The 13,224-nt window shown below is 64.0% G+C and carries 14 protein-coding genes; 6 read left to right on the top strand and 8 right to left on the bottom strand.

The window, feature by feature from the left end; genetic code table 11:
• Positions 1-37: 37 nt before the first annotated feature.
• Positions 38-1,033 carry an adenosine deaminase gene (locus tag AC1MBU_RS01250; protein ID WP_479788238.1) on the top strand — a complete coding sequence of 332 codons (996 nt, stop codon included), beginning with the start codon at positions 38-40 and terminating at the stop codon, positions 1,031-1,033.
• A gap of 13 nt (positions 1,034-1,046) precedes the next feature.
• On the opposite strand, the gene AC1MBU_RS01245 is transcribed toward AC1MBU_RS01250, so the two are convergent.
• The 3 genes from AC1MBU_RS01245 to AC1MBU_RS01235 are packed head-to-tail and all read right to left on the bottom strand — an operon-like array spanning position 1,047 to position 3,941.
• Complete coding sequence (locus AC1MBU_RS01245) at positions 1,047-1,898, bottom strand: ABC transporter permease (RefSeq protein WP_471672442.1); 852 nt, start codon at positions 1,896-1,898, stop codon at positions 1,047-1,049.
• Entirely contained in the window at positions 1,888-2,844 is a 957-nt protein-coding gene (locus AC1MBU_RS01240; RefSeq protein ID WP_479788237.1) for an ABC transporter ATP-binding protein, read from the bottom strand. The genes AC1MBU_RS01245 and AC1MBU_RS01240 overlap by 11 nt, the downstream gene beginning before the upstream one ends.
• Positions 2,841-3,941: a LolA family protein gene (locus AC1MBU_RS01235; protein WP_479788236.1), complete on the bottom strand. Its 1,101-nt coding sequence runs from the start codon at positions 3,939-3,941 to the stop codon at positions 2,841-2,843. Before AC1MBU_RS01235 ends, AC1MBU_RS01240 begins: the two co-directional genes overlap by 4 nt.
• A gap of 192 nt (positions 3,942-4,133) precedes the next feature.
• Here AC1MBU_RS01235 and AC1MBU_RS01230 point away from each other — a divergent pair, with 192 nt between their 5' ends.
• The 5 genes from AC1MBU_RS01230 to AC1MBU_RS01210 all read left to right on the top strand — a co-directional run bounded on the left by AC1MBU_RS01230 (position 4,134) and on the right by AC1MBU_RS01210 (position 8,261).
• Positions 4,134-5,129, top strand: coding sequence for an acyl-CoA thioesterase (locus AC1MBU_RS01230; RefSeq protein ID WP_479788235.1), 996 nt, complete (start codon positions 4,134-4,136; stop codon positions 5,127-5,129).
• Between the two features lie 171 nt (positions 5,130-5,300).
• Positions 5,301-6,383: an ABC transporter permease gene (locus AC1MBU_RS01225; protein WP_277357525.1), complete on the top strand. Its 1,083-nt coding sequence runs from the start codon at positions 5,301-5,303 to the stop codon at positions 6,381-6,383.
• 49 nt (positions 6,384-6,432) lie between these two features.
• Positions 6,433-7,140 (top strand): ABC transporter ATP-binding protein, encoded by a 708-nt coding sequence (locus tag AC1MBU_RS01220; protein WP_471672437.1) that lies wholly within the window; start codon positions 6,433-6,435, stop codon positions 7,138-7,140.
• Between the two features lie 47 nt (positions 7,141-7,187).
• Positions 7,188-7,622, top strand: coding sequence for a DUF2269 family protein (locus AC1MBU_RS01215; protein ID WP_479788234.1), 435 nt, complete (start codon positions 7,188-7,190; stop codon positions 7,620-7,622).
• Between the two features lie 63 nt (positions 7,623-7,685).
• The gene (locus tag AC1MBU_RS01210; RefSeq protein ID WP_471672436.1) at positions 7,686-8,261 is read left to right on the top strand and encodes a HutD/Ves family protein; all 576 of its coding nucleotides are present in this window, start codon (positions 7,686-7,688) and stop codon (positions 8,259-8,261) included.
• On the opposite strand, the gene AC1MBU_RS01205 is transcribed toward AC1MBU_RS01210, so the two are convergent.
• The 5 genes from AC1MBU_RS01205 to AC1MBU_RS01185 are packed head-to-tail and all read right to left on the bottom strand — an operon-like array spanning position 8,258 to position 13,223.
• Entirely contained in the window at positions 8,258-9,064 is an 807-nt protein-coding gene (locus tag AC1MBU_RS01205) for an HpcH/HpaI aldolase family protein (protein ID WP_479788233.1), read from the bottom strand. The genes AC1MBU_RS01210 and AC1MBU_RS01205 overlap by 4 nt on opposite strands.
• The gene (gene hpaH / locus AC1MBU_RS01200) at positions 9,049-9,834 is read right to left on the bottom strand and encodes a 2-oxo-hept-4-ene-1,7-dioate hydratase (RefSeq protein ID WP_277357520.1); all 786 of its coding nucleotides are present in this window, start codon (positions 9,832-9,834) and stop codon (positions 9,049-9,051) included. The genes AC1MBU_RS01205 and hpaH overlap by 16 nt, the downstream gene beginning before the upstream one ends.
• 2 nt (positions 9,835-9,836) lie before the next feature.
• Positions 9,837-10,928: a 3,4-dihydroxyphenylacetate 2,3-dioxygenase gene (hpaD, locus tag AC1MBU_RS01195; protein WP_056545274.1), complete on the bottom strand. Its 1,092-nt coding sequence runs from the start codon at positions 10,926-10,928 to the stop codon at positions 9,837-9,839.
• 36 nt (positions 10,929-10,964) lie between these two features.
• Positions 10,965-12,500, bottom strand: coding sequence for a 5-carboxymethyl-2-hydroxymuconate semialdehyde dehydrogenase (gene hpaE, locus AC1MBU_RS01190; protein ID WP_277357519.1), 1,536 nt, complete (start codon positions 12,498-12,500; stop codon positions 10,965-10,967).
• Between the two features lie 24 nt (positions 12,501-12,524).
• On the bottom strand, positions 12,525-13,223 hold the full coding sequence (locus tag AC1MBU_RS01185; RefSeq protein WP_479789822.1) for a GntR family transcriptional regulator: 699 nt from the start codon (positions 13,221-13,223) through the stop codon (positions 12,525-12,527).
• Position 13,224 lies beyond the last annotated feature (1 nt).

The following is a 13,224-nucleotide window of genomic DNA, read 5'->3' as shown; positions in this document are numbered from 1 at the left end:
CTTGAGTATCCTCCTACACACCGGAAAGAGAGCTGTCATGTCTGTGCTGCCCACGGCCGAATTGCATCTGCACATTGAAGGGACGCTCGAGCCGGAGTTGATCTTCGCACTCGCCGGGCGCAACGGTATTGAGCTGCCCTATGCGGATGTTGAGGAGCTGCGCAGCCAGTACCAGTTTGCGGATCTGCAGTCCTTCCTCAACCTTTACTATGGCAACATGGCTGTCCTGCAGACGGAGCAGGACTTCGCGGACATGACGCGGGCGTACCTCGCCCGCGCTCAGGCAGCGGGCGTTCGGCACGCCGAAATCATGATGGATCCGCAGGCGCACCTGTCCCGCGGTATTTCGCTGGCCACCTGCGTCAACGGTGTCGCGTCGGCGCTTGCGGGCAGCGAGGAAGAGTTCGGCATCAGTACTGAACTCATCGCTGCGTTCCTTCGTGATGAGCCCGCCGAGGAAGCGCTCGCCGTGCTCGAACAGTTGCTGGCGATGGAGGCTCCGATCATCGGGATCGGGCTGGATTCCGCGGAGGTGGGGCATCCTCCGCGCGACTTCGTTGCCCTCTATGAGCGGGCACATGAGGCGGGGCTGAAGTGCATCGCGCACGCGGGAGAGGAAGGACCGCCGGAGTACATCCGGGAGGCGCTCGATCTGTTGAAGGTGGCGCGGATCGATCACGGCATCCGGTGCATGGAGGACGAGGAACTGGTGCAGAGGCTTGCCGCCGAGCAGACACCGCTGACCGTCTGCCCGCTGTCGAACGTGCGTCTGCGCGCTGTCGATACCCTCGCCGATCACCCGCTGCCCCGCATGCTTGAGCGGGGGCTGAACGTCTCGGTGAACTCGGATGATCCGGCGTACTTCGGCGGATATGTGGACAACAACTTCATCCAGCTGCAGTCAGTCTTCAGTTTCGACGACGACCAGCTCGCGCAGCTTGCCGCAAATTCCGTTCGTTCCGCGTTCATCACGGACACACGCCGCCGGCAGCTTCTCGCGGAGATAGAGGCTTGGCGGGCCGGTCGGCAGTAATGCGAACTGACGCTCAGGCCAGCACGTCCTTGGTGCTGAACCGGCCGTAGGCCAGGGCGCCAAACACCACCACGTAACCAATCTGAAGCAGGGCATTCGCCGCGAACGAGTCCCACACAATCGGGTCCCTCAGCAGGTCCGCGAACCCCAGCCAATATTGCGTCAACAGCCACGGGTGGATCCACTCGAGCTGTGGAAGCTGCCCCATCACCTGGCTGACCACTGAGGCCACCACGGTCGCCGCCATCGCACCCACCGGAACGTCGGTGAGCGTGGACATGAAGAGCCCTACGGCGCACAGTCCGAGCAGCGACAGCGTCACGTAGAGGCACACCAGCGCAATGCGCAGCAGCGCTTCCGGCACGCCGATGCTGGTGCCGGAGAGCAGGGTCACCGGCCCAATCGGAAACAGCAGCGCTCCCATGAGGGTGCCGACTATCGCTACCGTGAAGGTCGCCGCCAGACAGAAGACGACGGCGCCCACATACTTCACGGCCAACAGCCGCCCCCGCGCCACGGGAGACATGAGCAGGTACCGCAGGGTGCCTGTGCTCGCCTCGCCCGCGACTGTGTCACCGGCGACGACCCCGACGGTCAGCGGCAGGAACAGCGGGATCGCAACGATGGTCGCGACGACGGCAACGAAGAGCCCGTTCTGGCTCACCTGGTCGAGGAATGCGGGCCCTCGCCCGGGTGACGGACCGGAGGACAACCTCACGGCAACGGCGATGAGCACCGGTATGGCTGCGAGTGCAGCCAGCAGCGCCCAGGTGCGGCGGCGGCGGAACAAAACGGACAGTTCGGACGCCAGGAAGCGGCCTCCGGCACTCTTGCGAGGCGCTGAAACAGCTGTACTACTGGACAACGTCGAACCCCTCCCCGGTGAGCGCAACAAACAGATCCTCGAGCCCAGCCTGATCAACGCTGAAGCCGTTCACCCGCACATCCGCCTCGACCAGCTCGCGCACCACCCGGTCCGGTGCCAGCCCTGCGGGAAGCAGCGCGGTGACGCTATGCGCGTTCGGGGTGGCGCCGTCGTCGTCGGGTGTTGTTCCCAACCGGCGGAGCACAGCGGAAGTCTGGGTCACATCGGGGGTGTTCACACGGATGCGCGGCTCACCGGAGCGGCGCAGTTCATCGAGGCTGCCCTGCGCCACGAGCGAGCCGGCGCTGAGCACCGCGGCGTGGGAGCAGATCTGCTCGACCTCCGTCAGCAGGTGGCTGGACACGAAAACGGTGGTGCCTTCCTCGGTGAGGGAGCGCACGAGGTGCCGGACTTCGCGCGTGCCCTGCGGGTCGAGGCCGTTGGTGGGCTCGTCGAGGACGATCAGGTCGCGGTGCGTGAGGAGCGCGTTGGCGATGCCGAGACGCTGCTTCATCCCGAGCGAGTAGCGGCCTACCTTTTTGCCGGCGGCCTGCGAAAGCCCCACCCGTTCGAGTGCGGTCTCAACACGTTGCCGGCGTGTGGAGGGGGAGACGTAGCGGTCAGCGGCGTCGAGGCGGAGGAGGTTCGCGGTACCGGAGAGGAAGGGGTAGAAACCCGGGCCCTCCACGAGCGCGCCGACCCGGGGGAGTACCTCCTGCAGCGCTCGCGGAATGGGTTGCCCAAGCACCCGGACATCGCCGGACGTTGCTGACGCGAGACCGAGCAGAATCCGAATAGTGGTGGTCTTTCCGGAACCGTTGGGGCCGAGGAAACCGAACACTGATCCGCGCGGCACCGCGAGATCGATGCCGTTGACCACGTCCCGGCCGCCCAACCGCTTGGTCAGGCCTGCTGTCTCGATGACGAGGTCGGCGGCCCCGCTCACTGTCCGGAAGCTACTGCCTGCAGGCGTTCAACGGTGACGGAGCCGGCGAGGATGCGGCCGTCGTCAGTGATGAGGACGTTCACCAGCGCGGTGGACAGGAGCTGACCGCCGTCGACTGCTGTGCTGAGCTGCATCAGTTCCGCTGGAATCTCCTGCTGACCGGCAGGAACAACGACGACGGCGTCCCATCCTTCGCCTACCACTGTCGGCTTTTCTGCAGCTTCCTTGTCAGCGTGCTCGCGCTGGTGCTCGGCTTTGTGATCGCCTGGATCCACCTCGGTCACCGTTGCGCCTTCCGGCGGGGTGAAGGCGAACAGTTCTGCTGACGGTTCCTCGTAGCTGATTTCGGTGAACGTGGAGCTGTACGCCGGGTCGGTGGAGCCGGCGGCAGCGACGGTGACCCCGAGGGCAAGGCCGGTTTCGCCGTCGACTGCGATGCTGACCGAACCCACGAGGGTCTCGGTGGAGCGCGGAGTCAGCACGAGATCGTAGACGGCACGCCCGGCGACCATGCGGTCCGAGCCGACGGTGACCTCGGTGGACGGGTCGATCTTCTCGAGGAAGTGGGCGGCGACGTCGTTCGGGGCGGACGTGGCGCCGTCGGGCTTTTCATGGTCATCAAGCGTCGCGTGAATGGCCTCGTTCTCATCCGAGTCGTAGTACCAGAGGTCATCTCCGTTGCGGACGACGTTGCGTTCTTCAAGCGGATCGAGCACCTGAAGGCGGGCCTGATCAGGACCATTGACGAAAACCTGGGCGGTGTGGGATCCGGTGATGAGCCCCATGGCGGCGCTGGCCGGGGAGGGTTCGCCGCCGTCGTCGTTAGTTGTTCCGCCTGTTGTCCCGCCGCCAGGACTCATCGCGCCGAGAGCGGAGAGGTCCGGAAGGCCGAGGTTTGAGCTTTGTTCCACGGTGCCGGAGAAGGCGTCAGCGTCTTTCTCCTGAACCAGCGCGAGGACTTCAGCGGCGGTCTTGTCAGGAAGATCAACCGCCGCGTTGGCGGTGAAGGGGGCCACGAGCGCTGCGGCGCCCACCGCCCCGGCGGCAACGACTGCCGGCGTCCACTGACGCCATGATTTTCGCCCTGTACGAGTCATTGCGAACTTCCTCGTTCTGGTGGTGGTTCTGGGATGCGGTCCTGCGCGCCACGCTACACCCGTAACCTGAGAATTGCGTTGGAGTTTCCGCCCTTCTCCACCCGGAAGTTTTGTGCAGGTCCGGTGGGTCGAGGGCGTCGTGAAGTCGCCATAAATGCGCAAAAGTTCCGGGTTCAGCTAGCGTGAACAACCATGGACAACGAGACGCAAGGACGCGTCGACGCGACCGCCCGCCCCAACCCGCATTCAGTGACGCTGCGGTTCCTGGCCGCACCGACGGACCTCGGGCACAGCGGCTCCGTGGACGCAGGCACTGTGCTGGAGTGGGTGGACAAAGCGGCCTATGCCGCGGCCGTCGGCTGGGCCAAGAGCTACTGCGTGACGGCGTACGTGGGGAACATCCACTTCGCGGACCCGGTGAACATCGGCGACATGGTCGAGGTCGAAGCGACAATCGTCTACACCGGTAGGTCCTCGCTGCACATCCGGACCGTCGTCTCCTCGGGCGAGGTCAAGGGCGGCGCGGCAACGATGCGCAGCCAGTGCCTCGTGATTCTTGTTGCCGTGGGGCCGGACGGCAAGCCTGTACCGGTGCCACAGTTCGTGCCCGTAACAGCTGCGGAAACAGAGCTTCGTGACCAGGCGGTTGCCCGGATAGAAGTACGGGATTCGATCGTCGCCGCCATGAGCGGGCAGCAATATACCGGCGCCGGAACCGCCGAGCGCGTCACGCTGCGCTTCCTTGCGGCGCCGACGGACGTGAACTGGGGCGGCAAGGTTCACGGCGGAACCGTCATGGACTGGATCGACGAAGCGGCCTACGTCTGCGCCACGCGCTACTGCGGCCAGGACACGGTGGCGGTCTTCTCCGGCGGCGTGCGATTCTACCGGCCGCTGTTGATTGGAGACCTGGTCGAGGTGGAAGCACGCCTCGTGTACACGGGAAACAAGGGCATGCACATTGCGGTGCACGTCCGCTCCGGCAAACCCACGGGACGGGACATGCAGCTGACCACATACTGCCTCACGGTAATGGTGGCCAGGGATGACACGGGCACCGCCGTCCCCGTTCGGCAATGGATTCCGGTCTCGGACGAGGACAAGCGACTCGCTGCACACGCCCGTGAACTGCTCGAAATCCGGGGCCGGGCGCCGGGGAGCAGCCTTCCGAGCCACCTGTCCGGATAGCGCTGCCGATCGGGCAGGCATCAACCATTCGGTTGATCTGCACATCAACCGACGGACAAGCCGCGAATCAACCGGCCTCCCGATGTAAGCACACCCGAACTGGCCGAGAGTTGAAGAGGCAACAAATGCCGAAACTGCAACTCGAAACCAGATCGGAAGAAGTGATACGGGATGTATCTAGCTCTGCGGGATATCCGCTTTGCCAAGGGCAGGTTCGCCCTGATGGGATCGGTGGTGGCGCTGATCAGCCTGTTGCTGGTGATGCTCTCCGGTCTCACGGCGGGGCTGGCCAACCAGTCGACGTCGGGCATTGAGCAGCTGAACGCTACGACCATCGCGTTCGGCGCCCCGTCCGGTAACGAACCCAAGGCTTCCTACACCGAATCACAGGTCACCTCTGAGCAGGTGAACGCATGGGTGCAGGCTGATGGAGTGAGCCATGCAGAACCGCTTGGCATCACGCAGACCCGGCTGGAGTCCGGCGGGACCGCCAACGTGGCAGTTTTCGCTGCCGATCCCGAGGGAGAGCTCGCGCCCGCGGGCTTGGAGCGCGGCGAGGCAGTCATCAGCGCACAGGTTGCCGAAGATCTCGATATTGCCGTCGGCGACACGGCAGCCATCAGCGGCACTGAGCTGACCGTCACCGGGATCATCGAAGACCAGTGGTACAGCCATACTCCCGTGGTCTGGACCACTCTTGCGGACTGGCAGGACCTTGCCCACGTGTCGGATCCGGACGTCGTCGGCACTGTGATCACAGCAAATTACGACGACGATGCTTCCCAGGCGACTCCGCTCGCGGCGATTGACGCCGCCGCAGACACGGTCAGTATGACAAAGACAGGCAGCTTCTCCGCACTGGGTGCGTTCTCCTCGGAGAATGGCTCGCTGACGATGATGCAAGGGTTCCTCTATGGGATCTCCGCGCTCGTGATCGTTGCTTTCCTCACGGTGTGGACGGTCCAGCGGACCAGGGACATCGCCGTGCTCAAGGCGCTCGGCGGCTCTAACGGCTATGTGCTGAAGGACGCCATGACGCAAGCCGCCCTCGTGCTGCTCGCGGGTGCAGCGCTCGGCGGTGGGCTCGGCGTCATCGGTGGACTATTTGCCGCGCAGGCCGCGCCCTTCCTCACCACCGCAGCCACAACGGTATTGCCCATCACCGGCGTCATCGTGCTCGGACTGGCCGGATCCGCGCTGGCCGTGCGCCGGGTGACCAAGGTCGACCCGCTGATTGCGCTCGGCGGGAACTAATCAGCCGGCACCGGCTCGTACCACTCATCAGTTCAGTGAAGGACATGCCATGAACACCACTCCCAGCCCAGCCCTCACCATGCAGGGCGTCACCCTTGAATACCCAGACGGCGAGAACGGAACGCTCAAAGCGCTCGACAGCGTGAACCTGACCGCCGAGGCAGGCACCGTCACATCGCTGGTCGGTCCATCCGGCTCAGGAAAGTCCAGCCTCCTGGCCGTGGCGGCAACTTTGATCCGGCCGACCAGCGGGTTGATCACCATCGACGGGACTGACGTTACGGCCCTGGATGACAAGCATCGAACCACGCTGCGCCGCGAAAACATCGGCATCATCTTCCAGCAACCGAACCTGCTTCCCTCGCTGACCGCCGTCGAACAGTTGGTGATCGGAGAGCACCTCCGTGGAAACGCCGGCAAACGCGCTACCTCCCGCGCCATGGAGATGCTCGACGTCGTTGGCCTCTCCGATTCCGGCGGACGGCGCCCCCACCAGCTCTCCGGAGGGCAACGCCAGCGGGTCAACATAGCCCGCGCCCTGATGGGCCAGCCGACAGTGCTCCTCGTCGATGAACCTACCGCAGCGCTGGACAATGAGCGCTCGGAGTCCATCGTGCGGCTGCTGTGCCGCATCACGCGTGAATTCAATGTGGCCACTGTCATGGTCACTCACGACACCGAGTTCGTGCCCCTCACCGACGCCGTTGCCAGCATGCGTGACGGCCGCCTCACCGATTCCCGGCTCATCGCGGCCTAAGTTCGACAACCTCATCTCAGCCACTACTTACAGGAGAAAGAAGCACCATGGACACCATCCTGAACATCCTCCACGTCGCTACGGCCGTTTTCATCATTGGTCCGATGGCCATACTCCCGATGACCGCTCTGCGCACCATCCGCACTGGGGCGGCCAGCCAGGTGACGACGCTCGCGAAATCGACTGCGCTCTTCACCTACCTGTCTCTAGCCGTGGCCTTTTTCGGCTTCGGGGTGCTGGGAATGGCGGACCCGCAGTACGACCTCTCCGTCACCACCCCGTGGGTGATGGCGTCACTGATCCTCTACGTCATCGCCTTCGCGCTGAATCTTGTCCTCGTTGTTCCCGGTCTGCGGAAAGCAGCTCACACCATGAGCGTGAACGGTGGTCGCGGCGCCACCTACCCGGCGGTTGCCGCCGGATCAGGTACGGTCGCGCTCCTGCTCCTTACCACTGTTGTCCTCATGGTGTGGAAGCCCTGACCGATAGCGGTCAGCCGATAGGGTTGAGCGATGCGTCACTATACGGCGGAAAGCTATGTTCGGATGCCGTGGAAAAATGGCGCCGGCTTCACTACTGAGGTGGCGCGCTCCGGCCCGGTGGAAGGGTACGACTGGCGGCTCTCCATAGCCGACATCGCCACCGACGGGCCGTTCTCCTCCTTTCCGGATTATTGGCGAGTCATCACGGTGCTTGAAGGTGCCGGGATGCACCTGACGGTGGATGGTCAGCCAAGTGAAGCGCTGGGTCCCTTCGAAGCCTTCACGTTCGACGGCGCCGGCAGGACTGAATGCGCGCTGGTTGGTGGCCCTATTCGCGACTTCAACCTGATTTACCGGAAGTGCCGCATAGACTCCCGGCTCACCTGGGTCGAATTGTCGAATGCGCAGCACCTGGTCACGGACGCGCCGACGATCCTCATCTTCGCTGCGGCGGGACAGGCGGCACTTAGATGCTCCCAGGGAAGTGGACTTCTACTCGGCGAGCAGGAACTCGCAAGAATCGAGAACGGCACCGGCGCGATGCTCTCCCTCGATATCGAGGGAGAGCGCGGCGGTCACGCTGCTGTCATCGAGCTATGGACCCGGGAGGGCGAAGGCGGGAGTCTGCCGGAGGGTTAGTAGCTCACCGTGGGTCCATCGCCGTCGGCAGCGGGTACAAACTGTGCAGCTAGGGCCTCAGATCCCCTTGCCAGCAGGGCGACGTCAGCGCCGACCAGGATAAAACCGGCGCCGGCGTCCATGTAGTGTCGAGCGGTGTCGGGATTGAAGGCGTTCACACCGGCAGGCTTGCCGGCCTTCTTCGCCGCATCAAGACAGCGTTCGACGGCGGCGCGCACCTTCGGATGCTCCTGCTGGCCGAGCAGCCCCATGGAAGCGGCGAGGTCGGCGGGACCCATGAAGATCGCGTCGACGCCCTCCACCGCCAGGATGTCCTCCACAGCTTCAACAGCTGCTGCGGACTCGATTTGAACCGCCACGCTGACCGTTTTCCCGGCCCGGGCAAGGTAATCGGGAACGCGGTTCCAACGGGCCGCCCGCGCCAGTGCCGAGCCAACGCCGCGCACACCCTCCGGCGGGTACCGGGTGGCAGCCACAGCGGCCTCGGCCTCGGCCGCCGAATGAACCATCGGGATGAGTAGGTTTTGCACGCCGAGGTCCAGGTATTGCTTGATCAGGACAGTGTCATTCACGGGTGGCCGCACCATGGTGTGCACCGGGTAGCCGTGGATGGCCTGGAGCTGGGCGAGGATTGTCTCCAGGCTGTTCGGGCTGTGCTCGGCGTCAATCAGGATCCAGTCGAGGCCCGCTCCCGCGCACAGCTCGGCGATCAGCGGGCTACCGGAACAAACCCACATGCCGGCGAGCGGACGCTCGGCCGTAGCCATCACGTCGCGGAAAGTGGTGGTTAGTGGAAGTGGCATGTCACAGCTCCAAGTGGCCCGTAGTCGGCGTGCACGGTATCGCCCTTATGAACCCAGAGCGGACGGGTGAAGGAGCCGGCGAGAATGATGTCTCCGGCTAACAGACTGTCTCCGTGGGCGGCGATCTTGTTCGCCAGCCAGTGGACGCCCGCGGCAGGATGGTCCAGAACGCCGGCTGCTACGCCGGTTTCCTCCACCGTCTGGTTCTTATAGAGGATGGCGGAAACCCAGCGAAGGTCGACGGCGTCGGGTTTCACCGGACGGCCGCCCACCACCATCGCGCCCATCGCGGCGTTGTCGGAGATGGTGTCCACGATGGTCCGGCCCTCCATCTCTATCCGGGAGTCCAGGATCTCGAGGGCCGGAACCACATAGTCCGTTGCATTGAGCACGTCGAAAATGGTGCAGCCGGGGCCCTTCAGCCCGTCCTTCAGCACGAACGCGAGTTCCACCTCAACACGTGGATGGGTGTACTTGTCCCACTCCACCGAGCACCCGGTCTCCAGCACCATGTCATCGAAGATGGCGCCGTAGTCGGGCTCTGTGATCCCGGTAGCGGCCTGCATCGCTTTGGACGTGAGACCGATCTTGCGGCCTACGAGTTTGCGCCCGGCTTCCTCGTTGCGGCGCCGCCACAATTGCTGGACAGCGTAGGAATCCTCCACCGTCATGTCCGGGTAGCGTGCGGTCAGCAGGGGAACCGGGGTGCGGCTGCGGCCGGCTTCCACCAGTTCGTCGGCGATGGCCTCGATTGTTGCGTGATCCAGCATGATTACAGCTGCGCCCCGAGCTTGAACCCCTGCGGCTGGCTGTCCGCGCCGTCGTCGTCCTGCTTCCGGGTGTAGGAGAAGCCGTCGGCGCCAACGGTGACCGCCATCTCGCTCTTCTCCTCACGCTCAACCACTGGCTGGGGGTTACCGTCAAGGTCCAGGACCAGGGAGGCTTCCGTATACCAGGACGGCACAACCGGATTGCCCCACCAGTCGCGGCGCTGGTTGTCATGCACGTCCCAGGTGATGGTGGGATTGTCGGGATCCCCGGTGTAGTAGTCCTGGGTGTAGATCTCGATGCGGTGGCCGTCCGGGTCCAGGATGTACAGGTAAAACGCGTTGGACACGCCGTGCCGGCCGGGGCCGCGCTCAATCCGGTCACTGATGCGCAGCGCGCCCATCTTGTCGCAGATCTGGATGATGTTGTGCTTCTCGTGGGTCGCGAAGGCAACGTGATGCATGCGTGGTCCGTTGCCGCCTGTCAGCGCCGTGTCATGGACGGTCTGCTTGCGGTGCATCCACGCGGCGTAGGTGACACCGTCGGAATCCTTAATGTCCTCGGAGACGCGGAAGCCGAGGTCCTCGAGGTACTTGCGGCCGCGGGGCACGTCCGGGGTCACCTGGTTAAAGTGGTCCAGACGGACAAGCTCACCTGCGGAGTAGAGATCATAACGCTGGGTCAGGCGCTCCACGTGCTCCACATCGTAGAAGAACTCGTAGGGGAAGCCCAGCGGATCCTCGACTCGGACGGAATCACCGATGCCCTTGGTGAAGCCTTCCTTGCGGCGTTCGGTGCGGCAACCCAACTCCTTGTAGTACGTTTCCGCAGCGTCCACCTCAGCGGGGGACTTCACGCGGTAGGCGAAGGCGGCCACGGCGGCAATCGGTCCCTTGCGCAGCACGAGGTTGTGGTGGATGAACTCTTCGAGGGGTCGCAGGTAGATGGTGTTGTCGTCTTCCTCGGTGACGTGCAGGCCGAGGACGTCAACGTAGAACTCGCGCGACCTGGCCAGGTCGGTGACCACGATCTCCATGTAGGCACAGCGGACAATGTCCGGAGCCGGGGCGGCGGGCGTGGGAACGAAGTTGGTCATGATGTTCTCTCTTCTTCGAGCAGTGCAGGAAAGTTACTAGCCCTCGTTGGCGGCGGAGTCTTCGACGCTGCCGAACTTCGGGGTGTGGACGGCGCCAAGGGTGATGTGTACGGCTTGCTGGTCGGTGTAGAAATCGATGGAGCGGTAGCCGCCCTCATGGCCCAGGCCGGAGGCTTTCACCCCGCCGAACGGCGTGCGGAGGTCACGGACATTATGGCTGTTGAGCCAGACCATGCCGGCCTCCACGTTCTGGGCGAAGTTGTGCGCGCGGGTGAGGTTCTGGGTCCAGATATAGGCGGCCAGACCGTACTTCGTGTTGTTCGCGAGGACCAGCGCTTCGTCGTCGTTCTCGAAGGGGGTGATTGCTACAACCGGGCCGAAGATTTCCTCCTGAAAGATCCGTGCTTCAGGCGCGACGTCGGCAAAGACAGTCGGAGCGATGTAGTTGCCTTCGGGCAGATTTTCCGGACGACCGCCGCCGGCAAGGAGCCGGCCCTCGGATTTGCCGATCTCCACGTAGGAGGCCACCTTCTCGTAGTGGTCGGGGTGGACCAACGCGCCGACCTGCGTCTTCGGGTCATGCGGATCTCCGACGACGATGGTCTTCGCGCGCGCCGCGTACCTCTCGCAGAAATCGTCGTAGATGGCGCGTTCCACGAGGATGCGGGATCCGGCGGTGCAGCGCTCGCCGTTGAGGGAGAAGACGCCGAAGAGCGCGGAGTCAATGGCGGCGTCGAGGTCCGCGTCGGCGAAAACCACGCACGGTGACTTTCCGCCGAGCTCCATCGACAGGCCCTTAAGGTTGGCCGAGGCATTGCGGAAGATCGTTTGCCCGGTGGTGGTCTCGCCGGTGAAGGAAATCAGCGGAACATCTGGGTGCTTGACCAGGGCGTCGCCCGCTTCCTCGCCGAGCCCATTGACCAGGTTGAAGACCCCGTCGGGGAGCCCCGCGTCCTTGAAGATCTGCGCCCAGAGGGAGGCGGAAAGGGGCGTGAACTCAGCCGGCTTGAGTACCACGGTGTTGCCGGTCGCCAGCGCGGGGGCCAGCTTCCAGGATTCGAGCATGAACGGTGTATTCCACGGGGTGATCAGGCCAGCAACGCCGATGGGTTTCCGGTTGACGTAGTTGATCTGGGATCCGGGAACCTTCATGGCGTCGTCGAACTGGGCCACGATGAGGTCGGCGAAGAAGCGGAAGTTCTCGGCTGCCCGCAGCGCCTGGCCCTTGGCCTGGGTGATCGGAAGGCCGGTATCGAAGGTCTCGAGCTCGGCGAGGCGGGCTTCCTGCGCTTCCACGGCGTCAGCGATTTTGTTCAGGACGCGGGCCCGTTCGCGGGGCTTCATCTTCGGCCAGGGACCGTTCAGGAACGCATCACGTGCGGCGGAAACCGCGAGGTCGATGTCTTCCTTCTGGCCCGCCGCTGCGGTCGCGTAGTTTTTGTTGGATACCGGGTCCAGGACATCGAAGGTCTTGCCACTGAGTGAGTCGACGAAGTTGCCGTTGATGTAGTGCTGGATGTGCGTGGGCAGGTCCTTCGGCACGTAATGGGTCTCAGAAACGGTGGACGTCATTGTTCTCTTCCTGACTGCTGGAATCTACTGGGTGGTGGCGGGCGCTTGCGCGAGGTAAGCGTCGAGAGTGGCAGAGCGGTGTCTTCGCGCCGCGCGTTCAATGGCGTCGGCGTCGGCATCCGATTCGATGAGTTGGAGCAGGTCTTCGTGTTCGCTGACCGATTCGCGTGCGCGTCCGGGGACAAACCGGAACGTTGAGGACCGCAGCGTTGCGAGTCGATTCCAGCCCCGATGAACCAGATCAAGGATGTGCGGGTTGGGGCAGTGCTCAAACAGAACGCTGTGAAAGTCCTGGTTGAGCCTTGTGAAGCGCACGGGGTCGAAGTGATCAAGGCAGTCGTGCATTTCCTTGTTGACGGCCCGCGCCCGCGCGACCGCCGCGGAGTCAATCAGCGGCGCGGACAGCGCGGTGGCCGCCCCCTCCACAATGCTGAGCGTCTGCATTGTATAGAGGTACTCCGTAGGGTCGATCCCGGAGACTGTGGCGCCGACGTTGCGCTCGAACTTCACAAGCCCTTCGGCTTCCAGCCGCCGAATCGCTTCCCGCACCGGCACCACGCTGAAGCCGAGGTCCTCGGCGATCTTCGCCAATACGAGCCGGTATCCAGGGGAGAAGGTCCCCTCGACGATGCGAGCCTTGATTGAAATGTATGCCTGCTCGGATTTGCTGCCGGGCTTGATGTCACCGGCGGTCTGTACAACGACGGATGGCCCGAAGGCGATA

Source organism: Arthrobacter sp. PTI12 (genome assembly GCF_056679915.1).
This window is presented reverse-complemented; position numbering and strand designations above follow the sequence as displayed.

Bases quoted from the DNA above. Each gene is read 5' to 3' on its own strand.
- AC1MBU_RS01250 (WP_479788238.1), top strand. From the start codon at position 38: ATGTCTGTGCTGCCCACGGCCGAATTGCATCTGCACATTGAAGGGACG.
- AC1MBU_RS01235 (WP_479788236.1), bottom strand. From the start codon at position 3,941: ATGACTCGTACAGGGCGAAAATCATGGCGTCAGTGGACGCCGGCAGTC.
- AC1MBU_RS01230 (WP_479788235.1), top strand. From the start codon at position 4,134: ATGGACAACGAGACGCAAGGACGCGTCGACGCGACCGCCCGCCCCAAC.
- AC1MBU_RS01225 (WP_277357525.1), top strand. From the start codon at position 5,301: ATGTATCTAGCTCTGCGGGATATCCGCTTTGCCAAGGGCAGGTTCGCC.
- AC1MBU_RS01220 (WP_471672437.1), top strand. From the start codon at position 6,433: ATGAACACCACTCCCAGCCCAGCCCTCACCATGCAGGGCGTCACCCTT.
- AC1MBU_RS01215 (WP_479788234.1), top strand. From the start codon at position 7,188: ATGGACACCATCCTGAACATCCTCCACGTCGCTACGGCCGTTTTCATC.
- AC1MBU_RS01210 (WP_471672436.1), top strand. From the start codon at position 7,686: ATGCCGTGGAAAAATGGCGCCGGCTTCACTACTGAGGTGGCGCGCTCC.
- AC1MBU_RS01205 (WP_479788233.1), bottom strand. From the start codon at position 9,064: ATGCCACTTCCACTAACCACCACTTTCCGCGACGTGATGGCTACGGCC.
- hpaH (WP_277357520.1), bottom strand. From the start codon at position 9,834: ATGCTGGATCACGCAACAATCGAGGCCATCGCCGACGAACTGGTGGAA.
- hpaD (WP_056545274.1), bottom strand. From the start codon at position 10,928: ATGACCAACTTCGTTCCCACGCCCGCCGCCCCGGCTCCGGACATTGTC.
- hpaE (WP_277357519.1), bottom strand. From the start codon at position 12,500: ATGACGTCCACCGTTTCTGAGACCCATTACGTGCCGAAGGACCTGCCC.